Below are 21,955 nucleotides of genomic sequence, written 5' to 3' on the forward strand. Positions count from 1 at the left end.
GTTCAGTCAGGGGAATGGATGCGGAAACGGATAATCGGCTGTTGTCGCAGACAGGCCGGAAAAACCGAGTAATTGCGGGATTTGCCATAAGCGGGTGCCACCCAGAGGTCTATGGTGATAGCCCATAAATAATGGATGGTAGCCCGGGATCAAGGCCCGTAGTACCCACATTCCTAACTCTCGGACATCGGCTGTGGTGATGTCCGTCACCAGCGCCTGATAGCCGGTCTGGTGTAAACGCTGCACTAAGTTTTGCAGACTGTGGCTCGGGGTCAGGCCGCTGAAATCTGGCATCTGCTGAAAATCGCGCCATTGTTCAGACGCATATAAAAAAGCGGCGTCAGCACTGTGGGCTGGGTCAACCCAGTAATTAACATGATCAACCTGACCAATAATATTGTCATATTCCGGATCAGGGACCAGTCTGGGGACTTCACCTTTAATCTGAAAGGCGTACCGCTCAGTATGGGCCAGTTCTTCCAGTGCTTTACGGATGGCTTCTTCGGCGCTGAGCGCCACTGACGCGGCGACGACCAAAGGCACATAACCTGTCTGGTGCCGTGCCACAGCCAGCACGGCCGGAATTTGGCTTTCGTTGCTGATGTCCATCAGATGGATCTGGTACCCGACTGCGGTGAAACGACGGATTAGATCCTTGTTTTGCGCCGAAAGATTATCCTGTCGCAGCCGCACCCGGCTTAAGCGGGCCTGCCAGCTGATCATAAAACAATCACGCTCTATTACTTCGCATAAAGCGCCGATCGCCGCTTCTTCGAAGCTGCAATGGCAGGACAGACCTGTCGAAATGGGCTGGCAGATAGGCGTTTCATCACCTTCCTGATAAAAAAAGTAAGGTACATACACCATAGCTGCCGGCACATGAATTTGCTGCTGGCTCTGCAGATCTAGTGCTGGTACCCAACGCACCGGCGAAGAGGGCAAAAATGGGTCGAACATAAAATCCGGATAACTGTACTGACTGCTGGAATAGAGCGCGAAGCGGGCCGGATGGACACAGTGAAAAGGAGCCTGATCGTAACTGGTCAAAGGGAATTGCTGTTTGTCATAAATCGCTGCACAGTAACGCTCTATTGCTTCACCGATAGTTTTGGCAAGGGCCATCTCCCGGCTGATGGCCGCGCCGCCGCCGACGGCAAAATTACGATATTCGCCAAAGGCTTCGGTATTGGCTGCGGTACAGTTATAACGAAAAAAACGTGGTGAGTCGGTTTCAGCCGGATGTTCGCTGACCTGACCTATGATGCCGGTCCTGCTGTCAAAAATATAGGGAAGCGCATCAGCCAGTCGTGATAATGGGCTTTGTAACTCAATTTTCATAATCACCTACCGTTTGTCTGATTTCCTGCCAGGCGGCATCTGAGGTCAGTTGTTTGTAGATGTTGACCAGCGGATTATCCTGCAACCCGCTGCAGATAGGGCAACGCGGTGCTTTTAATATTTTACGTCTGATCATGCTACCAGCCAGCAGATCGATTTCGCACAGGGAACCGACTTCCCACTGAATATTGCTGGAAAACTTCACCAGATCAAAAGCCGCGACCGCAGCCAGTGTCTGCAGCATTGACTGGTGGTAAGCCACCACCTGCTGCCCGGAAAACGCATATTGCTCGGTGATCCGGCGTTCGGCAAAACCTGGGCTGTGGGAGTTTTGCCGTGATTTCAGGCAAGCCAGGCAAGCACTTTCATGTGGGACCACTAAGGGGCCAGCATAACCCACCATGTTTTGCAGGATCGCCGGATAAAACGGCAATTGCTGGCGCACGGCATATTCATTCCAGCGTTCCAGCAGAAAAAAACTACCGAATTCGGAAGCCGCCACCACAAAACGATGCCCGTTGCTGTCACTGCTGAATAACTGGCTTTCACTGATGATATGGTCAGCTTGTTGTTGCCAGAATGGATCCGTCAGTTGATGCTGCTGATCAAATAATTCGATATTGCGCAACATGGGATCATCCACGATCAAATAATGCTGCAACCCCTCCCGCAGCATCGCCTGCAATAATAATCCTGTCAGTTTGTTAATGCCGATCAGCAGCCAACTGCCTTGATTCAGTGCCGCAGCTATCTGTTGCTGGTGGCGGTTAAAATGCCAGTAAAAGATCTGTTGCGGACTTTCGCTCTGATGGGGCTGGTGCGGCACTGTGGCTTCGGCCAGGGGAACGACAAAGCGTTTTTTTTGCAGATGCAGCAGTAATTCTTCAATGAGTGGCCGCACCGGGGCTGCAAATAAACTAAGTAACTCATTCACAGTACTGGGTTTGCGCAGTAAAGCCTGCTGCAAAACCCGGATAATCACTAAGGCGTTTTGATCCGGGATTAAAATTTGTTCCAGACCCCGTTTTAGGATCACTGCGCCTTCTTGCTCTATAACCTGCACCGGCAGCATGATTAGTTGGTCGTTCATCAATGTTCGTCCTTGCCATGGTTGTCAGGAAAACTGCGGCAGCGCTGTCAAAACAGAGGACGGCACTGCAGCAGCAAGTATCAGGCAGCGCGCACTACGGCAACCGCAGTACAGCAACAGGCAGGGGTACAGGTGCAACAGCAGGAAGCGCCCACCACCGGACTGTTCGCAGAACCATACAACGAGTGTTTGCTAAACGCTTCTTCAATTGAGTTCAAATCGCGAACACTGAGCTTTTCGGTACGACTGGTGTGATTGCGCCAGGCCAGCGCGTATAAATCGCCTTCAAGCAGTTGGCGGGCATTCTCTGTCAAGATCGATACATCGTTACCTTCGAGCAAGGCAGTGATCGGATTGTGAAAATCGGGATGATTGGCAATAGAATCCATAATGCAGTTCTCCGTAGTCAGGATGTTTATAGGTTTATCTGGAACAACATGAGCACTGCATCACCTGAGAACATCAGTTCAGATCGATGCAATGAAAGACTTGGGTCTCCTTGACCCGCAAAAATCTTAGTGTAGTTTTTGCGGAAACAGCAAATTGGCAGAAAAATTTTGCGGACATCGATCAGTCGGCACTATGCTTAACACGCTGCGCTAACCAGCCCCCATGGTTGGTGTCAGCAAGGCAGCAGCAACCTGATGCTGTAGAAGATCACCGAGATCCGCAGTTCTGACTCAGGCTGCACTGCGGCTGACTATGGGATGCAATATGACACAACGTTCGGTAGAGTTCAGATTTCTGGCAGAACCCACCCATGTCAATTTTGGTGGAAAAGTCCATGGTGGCATGGTGATGAAGTGGATTGACCAGGCGGCTTATGCCTGTGCTGCCCGCTGGAGCGGCTTGTATTGTGTTACTGTGTCGGTGGGAACCATTCGGTTTCGCCGGCCCATTCTGGTCGGTCATCTGGTTGAGTTGGAAGCCAGGGTGGTGCACACCGGTCACTCGTCAATGCATATTTTTATTCAGGTTCGCTCCGGGGATACCCAATCGGCACAGTTGGCTGAAACCAATCACTGTATTATTACTTTTGTTGCCCTTGACGCAAAGGGGCAGACTGCCGCTGTACCGACCTGGCAGGCTGTGACGGCAGAAGATCAATTTCTGGAGCAGTATGCCATCGAAATGAAACAGTTTTCGCAAAAGGTTGAACAACAAATGCTGGATTTTTATCAGCAACAGCCGGAGTAAGCACTATGAGACAAATCAAATATCTGTTGGTATTCTGGCTGGGGTTGAGTTGCCACTGGCAAGTCGCGGCCACAGAAAAATTGCCGTTGGCTGAAGAATTGCGTTGGGCTGAACCCTTTCTGAATATTGTCTGGCGTGGTGTTCTGGCCGAACAGTCAGGTAGACAAATGCTTGATCATTCTTTATGGCAACGCGCTTTAAATGGCCAGGCGATTAAAGTGATTCATTCGGTCAATGATGGCGAATATGGCGGCGAATCTATTATTTTTTGGGACAAAGCCAAACAAAGTCTGGCTTATTATTATTTCACCACGGCTGGTTTTTATACCCACGGCACCATGCAATACAATAGCAGCAATGGTCAATTAACTGCCGAAGAACACGTCGAAAATAACGCCAATGGTATTACCAAAGTCCGCTCTGTCAGTGTGCTGAAGGCTGGTGAGTTACACACCAGCGCCGAATATCTGCAACGAGGCAGTTGGGTGGCCGGGCATAGTGCCCGTTATTTTCCAAGCAAAGAGGGTCAGGTCAAGTTCCGATAAGCTGCAACAGTTACTGGTTGTTCTCTTCAGTCAAATCAAGCGCATAGATATTGTCGATGGTGGCTGCGCTGGAATGGCTGACCCTTAAATCTTTCACCCGGCCATTGCGTAAGCTGTAGACCCAGCCATGCACCGTCAGTGGCTGACCTCGATCCCAGGCTTCCTGCACAAAACTGGTATGGCAAACATTTCTGACTTGCTCAATCACGTTTAATTCACAGACGCGATTCAGCCGATCCGATTCTTCGGCAATAGACTCAATTTCATCCCGATGCATGGCATAGACGTCTTTAATGTTACGCAACCAGTTATCAACAAAACCAACTTTTTGCTTGGTCATCGCTGCATTAATACCACCACAGCCATAATGGCCGCAGACAATGATATGTTTGATTTTCAATACATCAATGGCATATTGCAGCACCGAAAGGCAGTTAATATCGGAATGTAGCACCAGGTTGGCGACATTACGATGGACAAATAATTCGCCTGGCAGTAAGCCGACAATATCATTGGCTGGAACCCTGCTATCGGAACAGCCGATCCATAAATACTCCGGAGCTTGCTGCTCGGACAACTTTTTAAAGAAGCCTGGCGCTTCCAATTCGATCCGATCGGCCCAATTTTTATTATTTTCAAACAAGTGTTTAAGAGAACGCATCACAACCCCCGGCATTAATCTGCCGTTAAGATACCCTATAAATGGCAATAACTCAGCACCGACCAGCTAAAAGCCGACAGATTTGTACAATAATTGAATATCACAAAATGGGTTTCATTATGATTGTTTTACCGTTATCATATTCATATCTTATGTAAAATATAAAAAGGGGCAATCAATGTCGGTGTTACTTGATAAACGTGAATTAAAAAAAGCGGCAAAAGAATTAACTGTCACCAAATTACATGAAGTAATCGAAGTATTAAATTCAGTTCTGGATGAACGGGCGAAAGAGTCGGAAGTATTAGATAAAGTTCGTGAATATGCTAAATCTCAGGGTTTTACCTTAGAACAATTAGGCTATAAACTGAATGCTGATGGGGTGGCAGTTGCTGTTGTTGAAGATGACGTGGTTATGACCGAAGGCAAACGTCCGGTCAAACCAAAGTTCAAAACAATTAACAAAGAAAGCCAATTCTTTTATGTAGAAAATGGTGAATTACAGCTGTTAAAAACCCATACCATGAAAAAAGGTTTGCAAGAGCGCGGTATTGACGTAGTGCCATTCTCAACAGTTGAAAAGAAATATATTAAACAAGTTGATGAGCTGTTAGCAGACGCTGCCGCTCAAGCACTGGCAAATTTCAATTCAAAAGTTGAAGTCTGGAATGACTGGGCACAACTGAATAACGAAGAAATTCTGGAAAAGCGCTAATCTTGTGCTGAACCCAACTCTGCTGGGTTCAGCGACTTGATACAGATAAAAAAAGCCTGCATAGCAGGCTTTTTTATCTGGTGGATACCTAGTCAAGCGGATGTGCTACGCCAGGCTGGCAGCGCTTATCTTGCCAAACAACGGTGTTATTTTGGCTGTGCATCCAGCGACTGGCCATTCACGCCAATACTGTCATCTGCCATCAGATATAAATAAAGTGGCATGATTTGTTCTGGCGTTGCCAGCGTCAGTTGATTTTCACCAGGATAAGCGGCATTACGCATTTTGGTGCGGGTGGCTCCCGGATTAATGCAATTGGTCCGGATCGTGCTGGCTTCATACTCATCGGCGATGGTTTGCATCAAACCTTCAGTGGCGAATTTTGACACCGCATAACCGCCCCAAAACGCGCGTGATTTGCGGCCGACCCCTGAGCTAGTGAAAATAACGGAGGCATGGGGGGCTTTTGCTAACACCGGCATCAGCGCTTGTGTCATCAACATCGCCGAGGTCAGATTGACCTGAAGGATTTTTTGCCAGGTGTCGAGATCAAGATGTTCAAACGGGCTTAACACACCCAATACGCCAGCATTGTGTAATAAACCATCTAACTGACCAAATTCTGCTTTAATGGTTTGCGCCATGTCCTGATAATGTTTTTTACTGGCGCCATTTAAATCGAGCGGCACAATGGCTGGTTCAGGCCAGCCTTTGTTGACGATTTCATCATAAACAGCTTCCAGTTTGGCGGTGGTTTTGCCTAATAAAATAACGGTGGCGCCATGTTCGGCATAAGTCATGGCCGCAACTCGGCCAATACCATCGCCTGCACCGGTTACTAGAATGGTTTTTTTGGCGAGAACCTGTGTCTCTGGCTGGAAATTTTTCATCTGATTCAACCTCTGTCCTGCAGAAAAACCGGCGCAGCATAACCGCTCTGTCTGGCATTTGCACCTTTCTTCACAGATATTTAGTTTAGAACTAGCGAATTTTTTCTGGTTAGGTTAAGTTTAACAGGTCGTAGCTCTTACCAGCTTCCAGGCATAGAATTCAAAAACTTGAGCTTAAAGAAAGCTTTAGCACACTATAATAAAAGTTGAAGACAGGGGAGATAGCATCAATGAATAAGTTATTACTGAGTCTGGCAGTGGCCAGCGCCTTGGGTTTGACCGGTTGTGGCGGCGAATCCTTACAAGAAATTAAAGACCAGCAGGTTGCCGATGATAAAGTACTGGTGCCGTTAAGCCGGGTGGTGTTTGACCCAAGCAACAGTAAGTTGTCGGTACCAAATGATTTATTATTTCAGGGCACCTCGGATGGGACTTTGGAGATGCCTGGCGAGAAATTGTCGCCAGTCAACTACGCCGATCCGCAAACTGCTTTAGGTGCGCTTGATGGCTGGTCAACGCAAAACCCATTCAGTATTGAATTAAGCCTGGCCGGTGGCGTGAGTCTGGATGCTGCTACAGTGGCGTCGGCGGAGTCCGTCAAAGTTTATGAAATGCTGATGGGGGATCCGAGCTCATCAGACGCAACCTGTAAAGCTGTGCCCAGAGGTGCGGCTTGTAAAGTTGTGGCGACCCTGGCTTTTGGTAAAGATTATGTCGCCAGAGCAAATGGCAATAACATTGCCATTATCCCACTGAAACCATTGAAACAAGCGACCACCTACCTGGTCGCATTGACCACTTCATTGAAAGACAGTGAAGGTCGTGCTGTGGCAGCGTCGCCGACTTATGAGTTAGTGAAGCAAGATTTAGCGACTTTACCGCTAGGTTCTGAAGCACAACGTAGTTTGCAGGGCGTGATCAATAGTTTTGAGGCCGCAGTAGCTACTCAGTCGGTAGCCAAAGCCGATATTATTTACACCGCAGCTATTACCACGCAATCCACCAGTCCGGCACTGGCCATTGCCAAACAATTGTTAGTGGCTGAACTGGCGACTAAAGGGCCAGCGGTTATTCCGCAAATCAGTGTCAACAATTTAGGTATCACCGCAGCGGATGCATTATTTGCCGGTGTGACTATCGAGCAAACCGATCCGCGTTTTGCCTTTAAAATGGCTCGGTTGTACAGCGGAAAGGTGACTCTGCCGTATTACCTGGGCGTGTCTGACAAAGACAAACCGGCCGCTGCCTTGTCGACCCGCTGGCAGGCTTCTTGTGACAGTGGCGCCATGACGGCTGCCCTGACACCGGCTCAAATCACTGGGCTGGAAGCCAAACAGACGCCTGAACTGGCGGCCAGTGATGCCAAGTGTAAGGCATTAAGCAGTGGCAGACTGCGCGATTTTGGTTTGGATAAAAACCGTCACCTGACCAAATTTAACAGTATTCCAAAAGCCAATGCGTTACAAAGTCTGGATGTGCAAATCACAGTGCCTGATGCCACCTTACTCAAAGCCGTCTTTAACATTGATAAACCTGCTAAAGGCTGGCCTGTGGTGATGTTGCAACACGGCATCAGCTCTTGTAAAGAGAATATGCTGGCACTGACCGGCGCTTTGTCGGCTGCTGGTTTTGCCACTGTCGCTATTGATCACCCGCTGCATGGTAGCCGTGGTTTTGATACCAATGGAGACGGCGATAAAAAAGATGCCACCGATCTGAACGCTTCAGGTGCAGCTTGTGGCTATCCGGCTGGTAATCCAATCACTTATATGAATTTAAGTGATTTGCTGGTCACCCGTGATAACCTGCGGCAGAGTATCGCCGATATGCTGGGTCTGCGGCTGGCACTGAACAATGTGGCTGAGGCTGGTCTGATTGATGGTTCTGACGTGCAGTTTGTCGGTCACTCTTTGGGTGCTATTACCGGCACCAGCATGGTGGCCTTAGCAAATAGTACTTTAGGCTCACCAGTGGCGGATAGCTTATTTGCCATTAAATCGGCCGGACTCGCAATGCCAGGTGGTGCTATTGCCAACTTCCTGCTGGAGTCGACTGCATTTGGTAACACCATTAAATCCAGTATCATGTTGGGTTCAACAGCGTTAGCGCCAGGCTTTAAAGCCTTTGTCGATCTGCAAGGCGGCTGTGCCAGTGTGACAACTGCTGCACAATTGCCACTTTGTGCTGCGCAATATGTGCAAGCTTATCTGAAGGATCTGACGGACCGCAGCCAGACGGCGACACTGGCGACTATTAACGCCACGCTGACGCAGTTTGCTTTCGCCGCTCAGACCGTGATTGATGCTGGCGATCCAAATAACTATGCCGCCACAGCTGTTGCCAATAAAACGCCGTTGTTTGTGATTGAAGTGGCAGGCGGTCCTAACTATGTGTCTGATCATGTGATCCCGAACAAAGTGGCGACTATGCCATTGGCCGGTACTTCACCACTGGCCGCATTGCTGGCTGCCAAACAAACAGAAGCAACCGCTGGCTTAAAAGCTGTTGAGGGTGCTTTGATCAGCCGTTTTGTTGAAGGTGAACATAGCACTATTCTGAGCTCTTCATCAGGCACGAATCCACCACAAGCTGCAGCAACGAAAGCCAATGCTGAAATGCAAAAGCAGGTTGCTTCTTTTGTTAAAAGTGCCGGTAAAGCGGTATTGGTGACTGACGCGACTGTACTGAAAACCAATTAAGTCATTCACGTTTATTGGATCCCCAAAGCCCGGTTCGCCGGGCTTTTTTCTATACGATTCTTGCTCAATCAGCATCATGTTCGCTCCATCGCACGCAAGTTGGCAGGCGCGCATCAGTAGTAATATTTGGCGCTGCTGGTACAATATTTTGTCGCAACAAATAACAAGGAATGACAGTGGATTTTTTACTCGATTACGCAATGTTTTTATTAAAAGCTATTACTGTGGTACTGGCCGTTGGCGCTGTGGTGCTGATGGTTGTGGTGGCTGCCGTCAAACCTAAAGCAAAAAAAGGTGAACTGGTGTTTGATGATTTATCTGCCGAGCACCAGGACTTGGTCAGCAGCCTGAAACAAAGCATGTTGGATAAAAAAGCCTTTAAGCAGTGGCAAAAATCGCAAAAAGACCAGCCTGAACACCCACATAAGCTGTTTGTGCTGGACTTTCATGGCAGCATGGACGCCCATGAAGTGGAAGCCTTGCGGGAAGAGATCACAGCGGTGCTGGCAGTGGCCACGCCAGAGGATGAAGTGTTGATCCGACTGGAAAGTGGTGGTGGGGTGGTGCATGGTTATGGTCTGGCAGCTTCACAGCTTGATCGCTTAGCACAACAAAAAATTCCACTGACAGTGGCAGTAGATAAAGTCGCTGCCAGTGGTGGCTATATGATGGCCTGTATCGCACAGAAAATCATTGCCGCGCCTTTTGCGATTGTCGGCTCCATCGGGGTGGTAGCGCAAGTGCCTAATTTTCATCAATTATTGAAGAAAAATCACATTGAAGTCGAACAATTCACCGCTGGTGAGTTTAAACGGACTGTGACTTTATTTGCTGAAAATACCGATAAAGGTCGGAAAAAATTTCAGCATGAGCTGGAAGAAACCCATTTGTTGTTTAAAGAGTTTGTGCAAAAACATCGCCCAGTGCTGGATATCGATGCCGTGGCCACCGGTGAACATTGGTTTGGTTATCAGGCGCAGCAAAAAGCTTTGGTTGACGAGCTGCTGACCAGTGATGACTATCTGTTACAGCAGATGGCCAGCCGGCAGGTGTTTTTGGTGAAGTATCAGCTGAAAAAAGGCCTGGCTGAAAAAGTTGGTTTGTCGGCAGCCAGTGTGTTGACACAGTTATGGCAGCAGGCGAACCGCCTGGTGATCTGGCGCTGATATGGATGCGGCTTTTTGGCATCACTGCTGGCAGCAAAATTTATTAGGCTTCCAACTGGCTGATGCCCATCCCTTATTGCGTGCCCAATTAGCGCTATTTCCGGTGCAAGCGGCAGTGTTTGTGCCTTTGTGCGGTAAAAGTCCTGATCTACATGCTTTGGCTGGTCGTGGTCCCGTGGTCGGTGCTGAGTTGTCTGACATCGCCTGCCGTGATTTCTTTACAGAAGCCGGTTTAGCGGCCAATACCACCGAATTCGCTCAGCATCAGTTATGGCAAAGTGACCAGTATAGCTTGTGGCAAGGTGATTTTTTTCAGTTGCCCGCTGCAGTGCTGATGGATTGCCAGTGGATTTATGATAGAGCGGCCTTGATTGCATTACCACCACTGATGCGGCGGCAATATGCCGACACTTTACGTCGATTGTTGCCGTCTGCTGCTATGTTGCTGATTAGCCTTGAATATCCGGCGGCAGAAAAAAAAGGCCCGCCTTTTGCGGTCACTGAGCAGGAAATCCGGTCTTTGTTTCAGGGGGCTAGCATCAGTTTACATGGCATCCGCAATTTGACCGGGCAGGGTTTTGCCCGCAGAACTTTTGCGACCACTGTGCTGGTGGAAAAAAGTTATTGGATCCGCTGGTAGCTAATCAGTGAAAACTGCAAAGACAGTGGAGGAGTGAGTGGATAGGTCAGTCTAATTACTCAGACTGACCTATCAGGTAAAGACTTTAGTTAACTAATATCTTTACCGGCGTTTTTATCGTTATAAACAGTTTCATCCAGGCATTTTTCACTTTTACCCACCAGGCAGGACACCATCGCATCGCCTGTCACATTGACGGCGGTGCGGGTCATATCCAATAAACGATCAACACCGATGATCAACGCGATACCTTCCACTGGCAGGCCTACTTGCTGTAACACCATCGCCAACATCACCAAGCCAACACCAGGAACCCCTGCAGTACCGATAGAGGCCAGCGTCGCAGTCAGGATCACCAGCAGGAAATCACTGGTGGTTAAGTCGATATTATACACCTGGGCAATAAAAACAGTCGCCACACCTTGCATAATAGCGGTACCGTCCATGTTGATGGTGGCGCCAAGCGGAATGGTAAAAGAGGCAACTTTATTATCCACGCCCAGTTTACGGGTGGTAGTGGTCATATTGCTGGCGATGGTCGCGTTGCTACTGGACGTACTGAAGGCAAACAATGCTGTTTCTTTCATTTTGATAAAGAAAATCACCGGATTTAGTCGGCCAATCACCGCTAAAATAAGGCCGTAGCTCACGAAACCATGCAGTAGCAGCACAAACAACACCACCAGGAAGTATTTACCGAGGTTTTCCATGTCAGCCAGCTCGAGGGAGGTAAAGAGCTTCGCCATCAGGAAAAATACTCCGTATGGCGATAAGTGCATCACCAGATTAACCAGTTGCATGACGACCACATTGACATCTTCAAACCACTGTCTGATCCGTTCACCCGCATCGCCGCTCTGACCGATGGCCATACCGAAGATCACTGCAAACACAATAATCTGTAGCATTTCCCCTTTTGCCATGGCATCGACAGGGTTGCTTGGGAACATATTAATAAAGACCTGAGCAACAGATGGAATTTCACTAACCTGATAATTTTCTGCCAGTTGCATATTAACGCCAACGCCTGGTGCGATCAGCAAAGCAAACACAATTGCCAGTGCAATAGCCAGCGCCGTGGTTGCGATGTAAAGCAACATTGATCTGGAACCGATCCGGCCGAGGCTACTGAGGTCTTTAAGCGAGCTGGTGCCACAGACAAGAGACACTAACACGAGCGGGACCACAAGCATTTTTAAGCTGGCAACAAAAATCTGACCACCAACATGGAAGATACCATCGACAAAAAATGCTTTTAAACCAATAGAGAAGCCTGCAATTTCCAGCGTTTTTTCGGCTTCACCACCGAGCAACCATTTGAAGATGGCGCCGACAATGATGCCAAGCAACATAGCGATTAGAATTCGAGCTGTGAGATTTGATTTTATGTTTGTAGTCATCAGGGTACTTGGGTTATAACATTGAAAATTGTATGCAAGACTACCAGTTTCTGAATAAAAAGAAAAATTTACGTCTGAACAGGCTAATTTAGTTCAAGGTCATGCTTGGTGAGAGCTGTGTCTCAGTTGTAGCAATATCAAACAAATCATCAGCTAGGGAGAGTTACATGGGCAATATCCGGCAACTTATGGTTGCGTTTTTGCTAAGTCTGGTCGCAGCTTGTGGTGGCGGTGGCACAATAGGGAACAATGGTAGCCCCACGACACCAACCAACACTATCGAGTTGGCGCTGAAAAACAGCGCAGGCGCTGCGACATCCCAGGTTAGTCGCAGCTCTCCAGTCACCATTATTGCAACTGTCAAAAGCAATGGCTCGAGAGTCCCAGGCAAACTGGTCAGTTTTAGTCTGAATGATACTGCCTTGGCATCTTTTAATAATGGCGCGGGTACGGCACAAACGGATGCACAGGGCAACGCTCAGATTGGCTTACTGGTCGGCGGTAAATCCGGTGCCGGCATCATTACGGCGACTTTACCTACCGGTGAAAAACAAGAGATTACTTTTGATTCGGCGGGCGATAGTGTGGTTGCTGACGTGGTGACCGTGACCTTGACGCTGGAAAAAAATGCGACAGCACCCGACTTTGTGCTCAGCTATAGCCAGCCGCTGACTTTAGTTGCCAGCCTGACGTCGTCCACAGGTGTATCGCAAGCGGGTAAAATCATTAGTTTCACGCTGAGTAATCCGGCGCTGGCCAAATTTGGTAACGATACGGCGACAGCACTGACGGATGCGGCCGGTAAAGCCAGCATCAGTTTGACGGTTGGGACTGTGAAAGGTGATGGTCTGGTCAGTGCGGCGCTTGCCAGTGGTGAAAGTGCCAGCCTCGCTTTCTCTGCCGCCGGTGACTTGCCCAATGGTGATTATCGGCTTAGTAGTAAATTATTGAATGCCGCAGGCAATGCAGCCATTAGTTTAAGCAAAAATACACCGCTGACCTTAGTGGCGACACTGGTACCGTTAAAACAGGGCGGATCTGCCGTCAATCAACTGGTGACCTTTAGTATCTCCAACCCAAATCTGGCGGCTTTTGCCGACAATCAGCTGACTGCTCTGACCGATAAAGATGGTGTGGCTTCAGTACAATTGTTGGTAGGGGCAGTGAAGGGCAGCGGTACTGTGACGGTGATTGGTCCTGGCAATGTACGGAGCGACCTGAATTTCAGTGCCGCTGGCGATAGTCAGGTGACCGATGAAATTACTATTAGCTTGCAAACCCGCAATAAAGATGGTGCCAGCAGCCAATTATCACGCGATTTACCCTTAACGGTTGAAGCCACGGTAATTTCAAAACTGAATGGGCCATTGCCGGGACAGCTGGTGAATTTCACCTTAAATGATGCTGCGCTGGCGGTGTTTGGCAATGCGGCCGGGACTGCCGAGACGAATGTCACTGGCGTTGCCACGATCCAGCTTAAAGCAGGTGCAAAAAGTGGCGCCGGTGCTTTGACTGCTACTTTGGCTGGTCAGCCAGCGGTCAGCAGCAGCAAAACTTTTGTTTCAGCCGGTGATGGCGGTGTCATCGATACTACGCCGGTGGGTGATATTCAGTTATATGCTGACAAACTGGAGTTGGGCTCGGGTAAAACCGACCGGATTGAATTGTCTGCTTTGGTCCGCGATAAAAATAATATTTTGATGAAAGATGTCAAAGTGAAATTCTCGGTGGATAACCAGGGCAGTTTAAGGGTTGAATCGGATCAAACCGGGACTGATGGCGTTGCCAAAGCTTATTTATCCAGCAGCAACGATTTTAGTTTACGTGATTTGTTGGTGACAGTTCGCGCCGGCAATGAAGATAAATCGGCGCAACTGAGTATTAAAGTAGTTGGCACCAGCATTGAAGGCATAGTGCCAGCGGCCGTGGTGCTTAATGCAAACGCCGAACTTATTTTTACCCTGACCGATGCCGATGGCAAAGGCATTGCAGGGGTGCCACTGACGTTAACTTCAAGTCTTGGTAATCAGTTTAGCAATAGTTCGCCAGTGACTGATGTCACCTCAGGCGCCGTGAAAGTGAATTATCAGGCCAGTAACAGTGCTGTAGCTGGCGATGTGATTCAGGTCAGTGCGCTCGGGGTCAGTAAATCATTTCAGGTCAGTATCAGCCCGGATGTGTTTAATTTCACCAATGCATCGCCAGTGGCACTGGAAATTCCGCTGAATACACCTCAGCAATTATCGGTGTTATGGCAAACCGCCGGCAACCCGGTCAATGCCGGTGCAGTGCAATTTGCCAGTAGCCGCGGCGCGGTGGCGGCGACAATTCCGGATCTTGCGGCCAATAATTCAGTGGCCAATACCCAAACTGCAGTGGATGGCCAAGCGTCAGTGTACTTACAGGCGCAGTATGCCGGTCTGGCGACGGTGAAAGCGGTGGCGAATGCGATTAGCGCCCAGCGCTTGGTTGAATTTGTGGCGACCACACCAAGTGTCAGTAAAGGCATTGAAGTACAGGCATTGCCAGCGCAAATCAGCGCTGGCGAAAAATCGACAATCCAGGCGGTACTGCGGGATGCGTTGAATAACCCGATAAAAAATAAAACTGTGGTGTTTAGCCTGGTCAATGGTACTGGGGGTTCCTTGTCGCCGGTGACAGCTATTACCAATTCGCAAGGGGTAGCCAGTACCACCTTTACGGCGGATGTGGTGACGCCAGGCTCAGGTACCCCGGCCACACCTACCGGTATTGAAGTCAAAGCGGCACTGGTGACGGATGAAACCATTCAGGGTCGTGGCACAGTCGCGGTTGGTCGTAGAACCTTGTTTTTCCGCTTTGGTACTGGCAATGAAATTGAAAAACGTGAACAAACGATTTATGCCCAGCAATTTGCCATTATTGTTACTGATTCATCCGGTAATCCAGTGCCCAATCAGGCACTCAACGTGGGTGTATTCCCAATCCGGTATTCAAAAGGGCGCTGGTTCCCATTCCCAAGAGTGGGGACCTTTAAATATTGGGATCCGGTTCGCTCGACAGATGCAGATCCACTATGCCGCTCCGAGGATTTAAACCGCAATGGTATCCTTGACAGTGGCGAAGACTTAAATGGGGATGGTGTGCTCACGCCAGGTAATATTGCCACTGTCCAGCAGACTGTGACGGCCAATAATGAAGGTATTGCTTATTTTAATCTGATTTATCCGCGTGAATATGGTGCTTGGGTTGATGTAGATATCACAGTGACGGGTCAAGCGTCCGGTACAGAAAACAGCAGCAGTAGGTCTTTTACTTTAGGTGTTGCCATTGAAGATAGAAATAAAGAAGATACGCCGCCATTAGGCAACCCTTATGGGGTGGGGGCACCCTCTGATGCGAATGGCTTTACTGCAGCAGGCTTTTGTACGATTTAATGGTTAAGTTTGTGCTTTGCCGCAACGACTCAAGGATGCGAGTGCATCCATGAGTCGTTGGCTGATGGTTTATTTAATCCCGCTGAAATTGATAAACCGAGCCTAAGCCCAGAATTTTCGTCAGTTCATCCAACGCAGCACGGCTTTCCAGCAGCAGTTGCGGGTCCGCTAAATCCTGCTCAGCCAGCTCGTCGCGATAATGCTGGTCAACCCACTGATTTAACCGGTTAAATAAGCTATCTGTTAACAACACCTGCGGATTGACCGCTTGCCGTTCTTGCTCAGACATCGCCACCCTTAACCGCAGACAGGCCGGACCGCCACCATTTTGCATACTCTGTTTGACATCGTAATAATGCACCTGCCGGATCGGCGTGCCACGGCCGGTCAGCTCCGCCAGATAGGCGCTGACCTGTGGGTGATCCCGGCATTCGGTCGGCGCAATAATGGCCATCTCGCCGCTGGGTAAAGTAATGACCTGAGTGTTAAATAAGTAGGTTTGGATTGCTTGTTGCACTGTCACTTCAGTATCTAACACTTCAATCAGATGTAATGGCGCTTCATCCCCAAATTTGCTTTGTAATTCAGCAAGTTTGGCTTTGCTATCCAAGAAGGCCTGTTGATGGTAAAACAGCACATTCTGGTTGCCCACTGCAATCACATCATTGTGAAACACCCCTTGATCAATCACGGCTGGATTCTGCTGCAGATACATCACTTTATCGTCAGACAAACCATGTAATCTGGCGATGGCCTGACAAGCTTCCAGGCTTTGCCGGGCCGGGAACTTTTGTGGTGCCGGCTGACTTTGATCAAAAGCATAACGGCCAAACACAAAGACCTCGACGCCTGGCTTGCCATAATCAGTGCAAAGCCGGGTGTGATTGGCGGCGCCTTCATCACCAAAGTGATCGTTATCTGGCAGATGTGGATGATGGGCAAAATAACGATCATCACTGAACATCGCCTGTAAAATCCGCCCTGTCGTGATTGGCTCAAGAGAACGGTGGAATTTATTGGTCAGATTGGCCGGGGTAAAATGAATTTTACCATCAACCGTATCGCGGCTGGGTGAAATCGTCGCGGCATTGGCGGTCCACATGCTGGAAGCCGAACAAACCGCTCTCAGCACTGCAGGTGCCTGTGTTGCGGCTTGCTGAATGACGTTAGCATCACTGCCAGTAAAACCCAGTCGGCGTAGCGTATAAACATCTGGTCTTTCCTGCGGCGCCAGTACCCCTTGCACCATGCCAAGATCCGCCAGTGCTTTCATTTTGCGCAAGCCCTGTAATGCAGCTTGTTTTGGGTGAGAATTATTCTTGGCATTGTTGAGTGACGCCACATTGCCGACAGATAAACCGGCATAGTTATGCGTTGGCCCAACCAGACCATCAAAGTTTGCTTCAAAATACTTCATTTTTGCTTTATTCCTTCAGTTTGGAAGGTGGCTCTATTGCTTTTATTATTGCGGCCGTTGTGGGTTTGCTTCATTTTTTCGCTGATTTAATCAGCAGAAAACCCCGAAAAACGGGGCTTATCGAATAATAATGAGTTTATTCACTTGTCACAACTTCAGTTTGCGGATATACGTTAAAAAGACATGTAGAATAGCCACATCAGTTTAGGGATCTCGGAACCACGATGGCAAAATCATTGGTAATAGTCGAATCGCCGGCAAAAGCTAAAACCATTAATAAGTACTTAGGTAATGATTTTATTGTAAAAAGTAGCGTAGGTCACATCCGTGATTTGCCAACCAGCAGCAACAAAGACAAAGAAAAAAAGTCAGCTGTGAAGCTGGAAAAAGCAGAAAAAGAGTATCTGGCGCTGGTCGACCGGATGGGGATAGATCCAGCCAATGGTTGGAAAGCCCGTTATGAAATTCTGCCTGGAAAAGAAAAAGTTGTTAAAGAACTCAAGGCTTTAGCAGAAAAAGCTGACACTGTTTATCTGGCAACAGACTTAGACCGCGAAGGGGAGGCGATTGCCTGGCACCTGCAGCAAATTATTGGCGGTGAAGAGCAAAAATTTAAGCGGGTGGTGTTTAACGAAATCACTAAAAACGCCATCAAAAATGCTTTTGTTGAACCTGGTCAGGTCAATGTCGACCGGGTGAATGCCCAACAAGCCCGTCGTTTTCTTGACCGGGTGGTTGGTTTTATGGTGTCGCCTTTGTTATGGAAGAAAGTGGCGCGTGGTTTGTCGGCCGGTCGGGTACAGTCCGTTGCGGTGCGCTTGGTGGTGGAGCGGGAACGGGAAATTAAAGCTTTTGTGCCGGAAGAGTACTGGACTGTCGATGCGCAAACGCTGGCAGCTGGGGTGGCATTAAAACTGGAAGTGGCGCGTGCTCAAGGCAAAGCCTTCCGTCCAGTGAATGAGGCTCAGACGATGGCTGCCGTTGCCGTGTTGCAACAAGCCGCTTATGCCGTCACTGAACGGGAAGATAAACCGTCCAGCAGCAAGCCGCAGGCGCCTTTTATTACGTCGACATTGCAACAAGCGGCCAGCACCCGCTTGGGTTATGGCGTGAAAAAAACCATGATGCTGGCGCAACGTTTATACGAAGCAGGCTACATCACCTACATGCGTACCGATTCGACCAATTTGTCAGTAGATGCTGTCACTGCAGTGCGGGAATTTATTAGCAATCAGTTTGGTGCCAACTATTTACCTGAACAACCGCTGAGCTATGGCAGTAAAGCCAATGCTCAGGAAGCGCATGAAGCTATCCGACCTTCAGATGTACATATCCAGGCCAGTATGCTTGGCGATATGGAAGCGGATGCGAAAAAGCTGTATGAGTTGATCTGGCGGCAGTTTGTCGCTTGTCAAATGCCGAATGCTTTGTACGATGTCACAAATATTACCGTGATGGCAGGGGATTTTGAACTCCGTGCCAAAGGCCGGGTGTTGCGTTTTGATGGCTGGACCCGGGTGCAACCGGCGCAAAAACGCAAAGACGAAGAAGAAAAAGAGCTGCCGGATCTTAAAGTTGGCGACAAGCTGACGTTAGAGCAATTATTACCGGCACAGCATTTTACTAAACCAGCGGCCCGTTACAGTGAAGCCAGCCTGGTGAAAGAGCTGGAAAAACGTGGTATTGGCCGTCCTTCGACTTATGCTGCCATCATTTCAACTATCCAGGAACGTGGTTATGTGAAAGTTGAAAATAAACGCTTTTATGCCGAGAAAATGGGCGAAATAGTGACAGATCGGTTGGTGGAAAATTTCAGCGATCTGATGAACTACGATTTTACCGCTAATATGGAACTGAAGCTGGATGATATCGCGCATGGCGAATTGTCCTGGCGTCAGGTGCTGGATCAGTTTTATGGCGATTTTTCCAATAAACTGAAAATTGCCGAAGCGGATGTCGAACAGGGTGGTATGCGGACCAATCAATTTGTGTTGACCGATATTGCTTGTCCAACCTGCGGTCGTGCTATGGGGATCCGAACTGCCAGTACCGGCGTGTTCCTTGGCTGTTCTGGCTATAACCTGCCGCCAAAAGAACGTTGTACCACCACCCTGAATTTAACACCTGGTGATGAAGCCGTGCTGATCGCCGATGATGATGATGAGCTGGAAACTGAAGTGCTGCGGCATAAAAAGCGCTGCACCAAATGTGGCACTGCGATGGACTCATACCTGCTGGACGAACAGCGCAAGCTGTATGTCTGTGGTAACAATCCGCAATGTGACGGTTATCAGGTGGAAAGCGGTGCTTTTAAAATCAAGGGTTATGACGGTCCGCTGATTGAATGCGAAAAATGCGGTTCAGACATGCAGCTCAAATCCGGCCGTTTTGGCAAGTATTTTGGTTGTACCAACAGCGATTGTAAAAATACCCGTAAATTGTTACGTAGCGGCGAAGCAGCACCACCAAAAGAAGATCCGGTGCATTTACCTGAACTGCCATGTGAAAAATCAGAAGCCTATTTTGTGTTACGGGATGGCGCAGCTGGTTTATTTCTGGCGGCCAATACCTTCCCGCGCTCCCGTGAAACCCGGGCACCCTTGGTGGCTGAGTTGCAACGGTTTAAAGAGCGGTTAGTGCCAAAATTTCTCTATCTGACTGCTGCACCAGCGACAGATCCGGACGGTCATCCGACGGTGGTGCGCTGGAGTCGAAAAACCAAGCAACAGTATGTGATGTCGGAAAAAGACGGCAAAGCAACCGGTTGGTCACTTTGGTTTAAAGACGGCAAGTGGCAGGAAAGTAAAGCTGAGGCTTAAGTTTCAGTGCGCTTTTGATAAAAAAACCGGCAAATTTGCCGGTTTTTTTAACTGCGTCTGACCAAGTCTGTTGCGGTTTACGGTTTTCTGCTGTTTAGTCCTTCCCATTCACCGCAGCTTTTGCAAAGTAGATGGCATTTCAGCAGCAGTTCGCACTAGTGCGAGCAGGCCATGCTAGCCTTACCATTTACGTTTTGGCGCGAACAATACATCCAAATCGTTGTTTTCGGCTTCGGCTTTTTTCTGCCGGTCACGCAGGTTACCTTCTTTCAGTTCATCGGCAATTTCAGCCAGGATTGAGTTGACCTCATTGCGTTTGGCTGTGACATATTCATCGACATGACTGGAATTGGATAAAGTGATCAGCGCTTTTTCAAAACATTGCCGCGCCGAACCCAGCATATGATTGGATTTTGCCTGATTGCCGCGTTTAATCTGACTTTCGACGTTAATTCGCAGTTGCAGGCTCTCTAGTCGGCGATCTTCCTGTACCACCTGTTGGGTATCAATATTGCCACGGGCGTGCTCTGCGCGCAGGATGGTCCGCAGCTTTTTGATCCCCTGGATCATGCTGATAATTTGTTTATCGTTATCTGGCAAGCTGATATTGTCAGGCATCGCAACATTTGCAGCTGTGCTATCTGATAACCGTTTTTCGGTCTCTGCTAAACGGCTTTTTAAATCACGGGAGCCGGGTTCCAGTTCGACCATAGCTTTGAGGGTATAAGCGATGCGTTTAAGTAACATCTGACTGATCCCTGGGGTAATAGGCACATTGGCAGCATTTAACAGAATTTCTTCTGTATCTTCCAGCATAGTACGCAACTTAGAGAACTCGGCCCGCTTTAACGAGGCTAGTCGTTCCTTATGTTGTTGTACGGCGTTCGAAATGACAGCAAAAACTACTAATGCTATCACCAGAACAATGATCATGGTCAAAACCATCTGAACCTCTGATTTGGTTTACCGCTGCATCTTAAACAGAAAACAGTAAAAATACCAATGTTCTGCTTTTGCTCAGCGGGTGAAAACTTTAAGGCAGATATAATCTGAATACACCTCCGCCAAAACGCCCACCATTATTTAATTCAATCCGGCCGGTTTTGCCCTGATTCTGGTGTGCTTTGGCAATAAGTTGTGCAAAAAACAGGCCTAAACCTGTGCGGCCTGCTGTTAAGTTAAGCTGATTCATCGTCGCGTCGCTGTTTTCCAGCATATAATCCGGAAATCCATCACCGTCATCATGCAGTTCCAGACACAGCTGTTGCTCAATAATACTGGCTTTGAGCAGCAATTTGCCGGCACTGTAGCGCAAAGCATTGACAAACATATCGTTGAGTAAGTTACTGACTAAGTCGTTGTCAAAAAACCAGCTTAATTGCGGTTCAGACTCCACAGTGACCTGGATTTGTTTTTGCTGGCTGTACATTTCATTTTTAATCAGCACTTCTTCCAGCAAATCTTCGACAAAATATTCGTCCAGATGGAGCGGTAACTGATCGCGTTCAATCCGGTATAACGATAATAACTGCATCAAATTGGTGTTAAGCCTGGATGCTTCATAGTGGATACGAGCCAGCTCCTGACTGGCATTGCCTGACAGAGGGGCCAAATCCTGTTGTAATAAATCCATGGACTGGATCAGCATGCACAAGGAGTTTTTCATATCATGTACGGCAGAGGCCAGTACGGTTGCAAAATCTATTTCTGGATGTTCCACGATGCTCTGATTTCCTATATAACTGTTTCTTAGGATAATTCAAAAAGTACTATTGATTCAGTTTATTTTTAGCTACTATTGGTTATACCAAATGCCAAATAATCAGTTGGCTGGAATAAAAAAGTATCTCTCTGCTGCCGATCATCCATGTTAGGGCCAGAACCGGCAGGATGTTTCGTCTTGCTAGCTGGCACGGCAGTTAGCTTGATCACGGTTATAATCATATGCCATTAACGGAAGCC

Annotated in this window: 17 protein-coding genes; 8 read left to right on the forward strand and 9 right to left on the reverse strand. The window is 48.4% G+C overall.

The genetic code is table 11. From position 1 onward, the window contains the following. Positions 1-6 precede the first annotated feature (6 nt). From AC53GJ_RS08835 to AC53GJ_RS08845, 3 genes are all read right to left on the reverse strand, one after another. Positions 7-1,338, reverse strand: a complete 1,332-nt coding sequence (locus tag AC53GJ_RS08835; protein ID WP_496732311.1) for a YcaO-like family protein — start codon at positions 1,336-1,338, stop codon at positions 7-9. After that, entirely contained in the window at positions 1,328-2,428 is a 1,101-nt protein-coding gene (locus AC53GJ_RS08840) for a TOMM precursor leader peptide-binding protein (RefSeq protein ID WP_496732312.1), read from the reverse strand. Before AC53GJ_RS08840 ends, AC53GJ_RS08835 begins: the two co-directional genes overlap by 11 nt. Before the next feature lie 80 nt (positions 2,429-2,508). Beyond that, positions 2,509-2,817, reverse strand: a complete 309-nt coding sequence (locus AC53GJ_RS08845; RefSeq protein WP_496732313.1) for a hypothetical protein — start codon at positions 2,815-2,817, stop codon at positions 2,509-2,511. Between the two features lie 325 nt (positions 2,818-3,142). Here AC53GJ_RS08845 and AC53GJ_RS08850 point away from each other — a divergent pair, with 325 nt between their 5' ends. Together AC53GJ_RS08850 and AC53GJ_RS08855 are read left to right on the forward strand one after the other, a co-directional pair. After that, on the forward strand, positions 3,143-3,625 hold the full coding sequence (locus AC53GJ_RS08850) for an acyl-CoA thioesterase (protein WP_496732314.1): 483 nt from the start codon (positions 3,143-3,145) through the stop codon (positions 3,623-3,625). A gap of 5 nt (positions 3,626-3,630) precedes the next feature. Then, positions 3,631-4,170, forward strand: coding sequence for a hypothetical protein (locus AC53GJ_RS08855; RefSeq protein WP_496732315.1), 540 nt, complete (start codon positions 3,631-3,633; stop codon positions 4,168-4,170). A 10-nt stretch (positions 4,171-4,180) separates the two neighbouring features. Here the strand turns inward: AC53GJ_RS08855 and can are convergent, their stop codons facing one another. Then, the gene (gene can, locus AC53GJ_RS08860; protein WP_496732316.1) at positions 4,181-4,831 is read right to left on the reverse strand and encodes a carbonate dehydratase; all 651 of its coding nucleotides are present in this window, start codon (positions 4,829-4,831) and stop codon (positions 4,181-4,183) included. A 178-nt stretch (positions 4,832-5,009) separates the two neighbouring features. Between can and AC53GJ_RS08865 the strand changes: the two genes are divergently transcribed. After that, positions 5,010-5,546, forward strand: a complete 537-nt coding sequence (locus tag AC53GJ_RS08865) for an H-NS family histone-like protein (RefSeq protein WP_496732317.1) — start codon at positions 5,010-5,012, stop codon at positions 5,544-5,546. Between the two features lie 146 nt (positions 5,547-5,692). On the opposite strand, the gene AC53GJ_RS08870 is transcribed toward AC53GJ_RS08865, so the two are convergent. Continuing rightward, a complete protein-coding gene (locus AC53GJ_RS08870) occupies positions 5,693-6,436 on the reverse strand; it encodes a YciK family oxidoreductase (RefSeq protein WP_496732318.1) in 744 nt (247 codons plus the stop codon). A gap of 230 nt (positions 6,437-6,666) precedes the next feature. Between AC53GJ_RS08870 and AC53GJ_RS08875 the strand changes: the two genes are divergently transcribed. From AC53GJ_RS08875 to AC53GJ_RS08885, 3 genes are all read left to right on the forward strand, one after another. Then, positions 6,667-9,135: a VolA/Pla-1 family phospholipase gene (locus tag AC53GJ_RS08875; RefSeq protein WP_496732319.1), complete on the forward strand. Its 2,469-nt coding sequence runs from the start codon at positions 6,667-6,669 to the stop codon at positions 9,133-9,135. A 170-nt stretch (positions 9,136-9,305) separates the two neighbouring features. Beyond that, positions 9,306-10,301, forward strand: a complete 996-nt coding sequence (gene sohB / locus AC53GJ_RS08880) for a protease SohB (protein WP_496732320.1) — start codon at positions 9,306-9,308, stop codon at positions 10,299-10,301. Between the two features lies 1 nt (position 10,302). Continuing rightward, a complete protein-coding gene (locus AC53GJ_RS08885; RefSeq protein ID WP_496732321.1) occupies positions 10,303-10,941 on the forward strand; it encodes a class I SAM-dependent methyltransferase in 639 nt (212 codons plus the stop codon). Positions 10,942-11,030: 89 nt separating this feature from the next. On the opposite strand, the gene AC53GJ_RS08890 is transcribed toward AC53GJ_RS08885, so the two are convergent. Further along, positions 11,031-12,341 (reverse strand): dicarboxylate/amino acid:cation symporter, encoded by a 1,311-nt coding sequence (locus AC53GJ_RS08890; RefSeq protein WP_496732322.1) that lies wholly within the window; start codon positions 12,339-12,341, stop codon positions 11,031-11,033. Between the two features lie 167 nt (positions 12,342-12,508). Here AC53GJ_RS08890 and AC53GJ_RS08895 point away from each other — a divergent pair, with 167 nt between their 5' ends. Continuing rightward, entirely contained in the window at positions 12,509-15,757 is a 3,249-nt protein-coding gene (locus AC53GJ_RS08895; RefSeq protein WP_496732323.1) for an Ig-like domain-containing protein, read from the forward strand. A 73-nt stretch (positions 15,758-15,830) separates the two neighbouring features. Here AC53GJ_RS08895 and astB read toward each other — a convergent pair whose 3' ends face one another. Then, positions 15,831-17,174, reverse strand: a complete 1,344-nt coding sequence (gene astB, locus AC53GJ_RS08900) for an N-succinylarginine dihydrolase (RefSeq protein WP_496732324.1) — start codon at positions 17,172-17,174, stop codon at positions 15,831-15,833. A 224-nt stretch (positions 17,175-17,398) separates the two neighbouring features. Here astB and topA point away from each other — a divergent pair, with 224 nt between their 5' ends. Continuing rightward, a complete protein-coding gene (topA, locus tag AC53GJ_RS08905; protein WP_496732325.1) occupies positions 17,399-19,993 on the forward strand; it encodes a type I DNA topoisomerase in 2,595 nt (864 codons plus the stop codon). Positions 19,994-20,173: 180 nt separating this feature from the next. Here topA and AC53GJ_RS08910 read toward each other — a convergent pair whose 3' ends face one another. Together AC53GJ_RS08910 and AC53GJ_RS08915 are read right to left on the reverse strand one after the other, a co-directional pair. Further along, positions 20,174-20,926, reverse strand: a complete 753-nt coding sequence (locus AC53GJ_RS08910; RefSeq protein ID WP_496732326.1) for a hypothetical protein — start codon at positions 20,924-20,926, stop codon at positions 20,174-20,176. A gap of 100 nt (positions 20,927-21,026) precedes the next feature. Further along, positions 21,027-21,713: a sensor histidine kinase gene (locus AC53GJ_RS08915; protein ID WP_496732327.1), complete on the reverse strand. Its 687-nt coding sequence runs from the start codon at positions 21,711-21,713 to the stop codon at positions 21,027-21,029. Positions 21,714-21,955: the final 242 nt, after the last annotated feature.

The sequence above is a fragment of the Rheinheimera sp. B2H12 genome (assembly GCF_059620065.1).